General features: G+C 68.6%; 7 protein-coding genes. All 7 read left to right on the top strand.

Going from position 1 to position 4,137, the window contains the following annotated elements; all coding sequences use genetic code 11:
• Nucleotides 1–238: energy transducer TonB (locus tag FKP22_RS22885; protein WP_141289985.1), on the top strand; the 238-nt coding region annotated here is incomplete at its 5' end.
• Nucleotides 239–256: 18 nt separating this feature from the next.
• Nucleotides 257–1,027, top strand: coding sequence for a MotA/TolQ/ExbB proton channel family protein (locus FKP22_RS22880; protein WP_141289984.1), 771 nt, complete (start codon nucleotides 257–259; stop codon nucleotides 1,025–1,027).
• Between the two features lie 10 nt (nucleotides 1,028–1,037).
• Nucleotides 1,038–1,457, top strand: a complete 420-nt coding sequence (locus FKP22_RS22875) for an ExbD/TolR family protein (RefSeq protein ID WP_141289983.1) — start codon at nucleotides 1,038–1,040, stop codon at nucleotides 1,455–1,457.
• Nucleotides 1,458–1,550: 93 nt separating this feature from the next.
• Nucleotides 1,551–2,228: a Fe2+-dependent dioxygenase gene (locus tag FKP22_RS22870; RefSeq protein ID WP_141289982.1), complete on the top strand. Its 678-nt coding sequence runs from the start codon at nucleotides 1,551–1,553 to the stop codon at nucleotides 2,226–2,228.
• Nucleotides 2,221–2,847, top strand: coding sequence for a PepSY-associated TM helix domain-containing protein (locus FKP22_RS22865; protein WP_141289981.1), 627 nt, complete (start codon nucleotides 2,221–2,223; stop codon nucleotides 2,845–2,847). Before FKP22_RS22870 ends, FKP22_RS22865 begins: the two co-directional genes overlap by 8 nt.
• Nucleotides 2,848–2,897: 50 nt before the next feature.
• Complete coding sequence (locus FKP22_RS22860) at nucleotides 2,898–3,416, top strand: DUF2271 domain-containing protein (protein ID WP_141289980.1); 519 nt, start codon at nucleotides 2,898–2,900, stop codon at nucleotides 3,414–3,416.
• Between the two features lie 19 nt (nucleotides 3,417–3,435).
• A partial coding sequence (locus tag FKP22_RS22855; protein ID WP_141289979.1) for a DUF4198 domain-containing protein occupies nucleotides 3,436–4,137 on the top strand: 702 nt, incomplete at its 3' end.

The raw sequence follows: 4,137 nt of genomic DNA, 5'->3' as shown, positions 1-4,137 counted from the left end.
GCTCAGCTTCCCGGCGGCCTCGAAGCGGCTGGGCGAATCCGGCACGGTGCTGCTGCGCGTGGTCGTGACGGCGCAAGGCGTGCCGCGCGAGGTCAGCGTCAAGCAATCGTCGGGATATGCCCGGCTGGACGAAGCGGCGGTGCGGGCGATGCGCTCGGCGCGCTTCAAGCCCTACATGGACCAAGGCCAGGCGATCGAATGGACGACGCTGGCCCCGATCGAATTCAACCTGGAATGACCTGAACCGCCGACTCTCATGGACACCGTCTCGACCACCCAGGGCCTGGCCCATTTCCTCGCCCAGAGCGACGCCGTCGGCAAGACCTTGCTGGCGCTGCTGATCCTGATGTCCGCCGCCTCGTGGGCCATCATTGCCGGCAAGGGCGTTGCGCAATACCTGCGCCAGCGCCGCAGCAGCGAGTTCCTGAACCACTTCTGGAACGCCTCGACGCTGGACGAAGTCCGCCACGAGATCAGCACCCACGGCGCGCGTGACCCGTTTTCGCACCTCAGCGCGCACGCGCTTCATGCGCAGGTCCACCATGCCCGCCACGGCGCCTCGCGCCTGGCCGAGGCCGGCAGCGCCAGCGAGTTCGTCACCCGCACCATCAAGAAGGTGCTGGACGAGGAAACCACGCGCTTCGAGAGCGGCCTGACGACGCTGGCGACCGTCGGCGCGACCGCGCCCTTCGTTGGCCTGTTCGGCACTGTCTGGGGCGTGTACCACGCGCTGCTGGCCATTGGCATGAGCGGCGCCGGCACGCTGGACAAGGTCGCCGGCCCGGTCGGCGAAGCGCTGGTGATGACCGGCATCGGCCTGGCCGTGGCCATCCCGGCCGTGGTCGCCTACAACGCCTTCACCCGCAGCAACCGCGTGCTGGCCGGCCGGCTGGATGCCTTTGCCTTCGAGCTGCACAGCTTCCTGACCATGGGCGAGGCGCCCGGCGCCGGCCAGCAGCAGCTGGGCGCCAGCGTGAGGCCGCTGAAACCAGTGCCGCAGCAGGCCCAGACCCCGGCTTCGGCCTGAGGACCGCGCGATGGCTTTTGCTTCCTTCGACAAGCAGCGCGCGTCCGCGCCGCTGGCCGAGATCAACATGGTGCCGCTGATCGACGTGATGCTGGTGCTGCTGGTGATCTTCATCGTCACCGCGCCGCTGCTCACGCATGCCGTCAAGCTGCAGCTGCCGCAGGCCAGCAGCCAGGTCAACAACGTGCCGCCGGACAAGATCGATTTCGCGATTGACGCCAAGGGCCAGCGCTACTGGAACGGCGAGCCCGTGACCCGCGCCCAGGCCGCGGAGCGCTTCCAGGCCGAATCCGCGAAGCAGCCGCAGCCCGAGGTCCACCTGCGCGCCGACCACCAGGCGGCCTACGGCGCCGTCGCCGAAACGCTGGCCGATGCCGGCCGCGTGGGCCTGACCAAGATCGGTTTCGTCAGCGAACCCGATCCTCGCTGACGGCCCCAAATACCGCGCCCCTGGCTTTACGACGCCGCAACAACGGTGCCGTACCCTGCGGGGTCAACTGCTCCCGCGCCGATTCTTCCGCTCATGTTGTTGCACATTCCGCAAGTCCTGACCCCCGACGAACTGCAGACGCTGAACGCACGTCTGGACGGTGGCAGCTGGGTCGACGGCCGGGCCAGCGTCGGCCCGCAGGGTGCGCAGGTCAAGCGCAACCGCCAGCTGGACGACAAGTCGCCGCTGGCCGCCGAGTTGTCGCAGTTCGTCACCCGCGCACTGCTGCGCCACCCGATGTTCCTGTCGGCCGCGCTGCCGCTGGAAATCCTGCCACCCTACTTCAACCGCTACAGCGGCGGCGAGCACTACGGGGACCATGTGGACGGCGCCATCCGCTACCTGCCCAGCGGCAAGGCGCTGCGCACCGACGTCTCGGCCACGCTGTTCCTCGCCGAGCCCGAGAGCTACGAAGGCGGTGACCTGGTGGTGCGCGACACCTATGGCGAGCACCTGGTGAAGCTGCCGGCCGGCGACCTGGTGCTGTACCCGTCGACCAGCATTCACCACGTCGAGCCGGTCACCGGCGGCGAGCGCCAGTGCGCCTTCCTGTGGCTGCAAAGCATGATCCGCGACGACGCCCAGCGCGCCGCGCTCTACGAACTGGACCAGGCCATCCAGTCGCTGCGCGGCCGCATCGGCGACTGCCCGGAAACCGTCACGCTGACCGGCCACTATCACAACCTGCTGCGCCGCTGGGCTGATGTCTAAAGACCGCAATGCCTGGCTGCGCACGCTGCTGCAGTGGCACTGGATCAGCTCGGCGATCTGCCTGGTCGGGCTGCTGGGTTTTTCGATCACCGGCTTCACGCTGAACCACGCTGGCGAGATCGAGGCCAAGCCCGCCGTACACAACCAGACCGGCACGCTGACGCCAGACCTGCTGAAGCTGCTGGACGCCAGCCCGGCCGCGAAGAAGGACAAGGCCAATGCGCCGCTGCCGCCGGCCGTGCGCGACAAGCTGATGGCCGAGACCTCGCTGCGCTGGCCAGCCGAAACCGAGGCCGAGTGGTCGCCCGACGAGGTCTACCTGCCGCTGCCGCGCCCGGGCGGCGACGCCTGGCTGCGCATCGACCGCCACGAAGGCAGCTTTGAGGCCGAACTCACCGACCGCGGCTGGCTCGCCTACTTCAACGACCTGCACAAGGGCCGCCACACCGGCACCGCCTGGCGCTGGTTCATCGACCTGCTGGCCATTGGCTGCTGCCTGTTCGCACTGACCGGTCTGTTGATCCTGCAAATCCATGCCCGCCACCGCGCGCTGACCTGGCCGCTGGTGGGCGCCGGCCTGCTGCTGCCGGCCCTGGTCGCGCTGCTGCTGATGCATTGATCTGATTTTTGACAGCTCCCACATCATTCCTGTACCTCAAGGTGACCTGCATGCAACTCCGATATTCGATGGCCCTGGGCAGCGCGGTGGCGCTGAGCGCGCCGGCCTGGGCGGCCGACCTGCAGCTGCGCGTCGAAGTGCCGCGCCTCACCGTGGCCGAATACCACACGCCGTATGTGGCGGTGTGGCTGCAAAGTGCGGCCGACCAGAAGTTCGCCGGCAACCTGGCCGTCTGGTACGACGTGAAGAAGCGCGACAACGCCGGCACCAAGTGGCTCAAGGACATGCGCAGCTGGTGGCGCGTCAGCGGCCGCGCGCTGGAGATGCCGGTGGACGGCGTCAGCGGCGCGACGCGCGCGCCGGGCGAGCACACACTGAACCTGGGCAACGCCAAAGCCCTGGCCGAGCTGCCGCCGGGCCAGTACGAGCTGCTGATCGAAGCCGCACGCGAAGGCGGTGGCCGCGAAGTGGTCAAGGTGCCGTTTGCCTGGCCGGTGAAGACGGCCGACAGCAGCAGCGTCAAGGGCGAGCACGAGCTGGGCGCCGTGAGCCTCAGCGTCAAGCCTTGAGACCCCCAGGAGACACCCGATGAACACTTTCACAAGCTCCATGCGCCATACCGCGCTGACGACTGCGCTGGCCGCCACGCTGCTGGCCGGCCTGGTGCCGCTGGCCCACGCGCATCACCCGTGGATTGCGCCGACGGCGACGCTGGTGGACAACCGCGACGGCGCGGTCTCCTTCGACGCCGCGACCAGCGAAGCATTGTTCGAGTACGACGCCCGCGGCCTGCCGCTGGACGGCCTGGTCGTCACCGGCCCGGACGGCACCAACCTGGCCGTCGACAAGGACAAGCTCAACACCGCTTCGCGCCACCGCAGCAGCTTCGACCTGACGCTGCCCAAGCCCGGCACCTACCGCGTGGCCAACGTCAGCGAAACCGTGATGGCCAGCTACAAGCTGGGCAGCGAGACCAAGCGCTACCGCGGCACGCTGGAAGCCTGGGCCAAGGAAAAGCCGGCCGACGCGAGCGACGTGCAGGTCACGCAGATGCTCAGCCGCGTCGAGACCTTCGTCGCCCGCGACACGCCCAGCACCACCCCGATCACGCCGGTGGGCAAGGGCATCGAGCTGATCCCGCTGACCGCGCCGGTGGACATCAGCACCGGCGACACCAGCCGCTTCCGCGTGCTGGTCGACGGCCAGCCCTATGCCAATGCCGCCGTCAGCCTGCTGCAGGGCGGCAACCGCTACCGCTACAAGATGGGCGAGCAGAACTTCAGCACCGAC

Source organism: Ideonella azotifigens, from assembly GCF_006519715.1.
Classification (GTDB): domain Bacteria; phylum Pseudomonadota; class Gammaproteobacteria; order Burkholderiales; family Burkholderiaceae_C; genus Ideonella; species Ideonella azotifigens.
Note: the sequence above shows the minus strand (reverse complement) of the source record. Positions and strands in the feature narration are given on the sequence as shown.

What these genes read in the sequence shown, in the direction of transcription:
- FKP22_RS22880 (WP_141289984.1), top strand. Translation starts at nt 257, where the DNA reads ATGGACACCGTCTCGACCACCCAGGGCCTGGCCCATTTCCTCGCCCAG.
- FKP22_RS22875 (WP_141289983.1), top strand. Translation starts at nt 1,038, where the DNA reads ATGGCTTTTGCTTCCTTCGACAAGCAGCGCGCGTCCGCGCCGCTGGCC.
- FKP22_RS22870 (WP_141289982.1), top strand. Translation starts at nt 1,551, where the DNA reads ATGTTGTTGCACATTCCGCAAGTCCTGACCCCCGACGAACTGCAGACG.
- FKP22_RS22865 (WP_141289981.1), top strand. Translation starts at nt 2,221, where the DNA reads ATGTCTAAAGACCGCAATGCCTGGCTGCGCACGCTGCTGCAGTGGCAC.
- FKP22_RS22860 (WP_141289980.1), top strand. Translation starts at nt 2,898, where the DNA reads ATGCAACTCCGATATTCGATGGCCCTGGGCAGCGCGGTGGCGCTGAGC.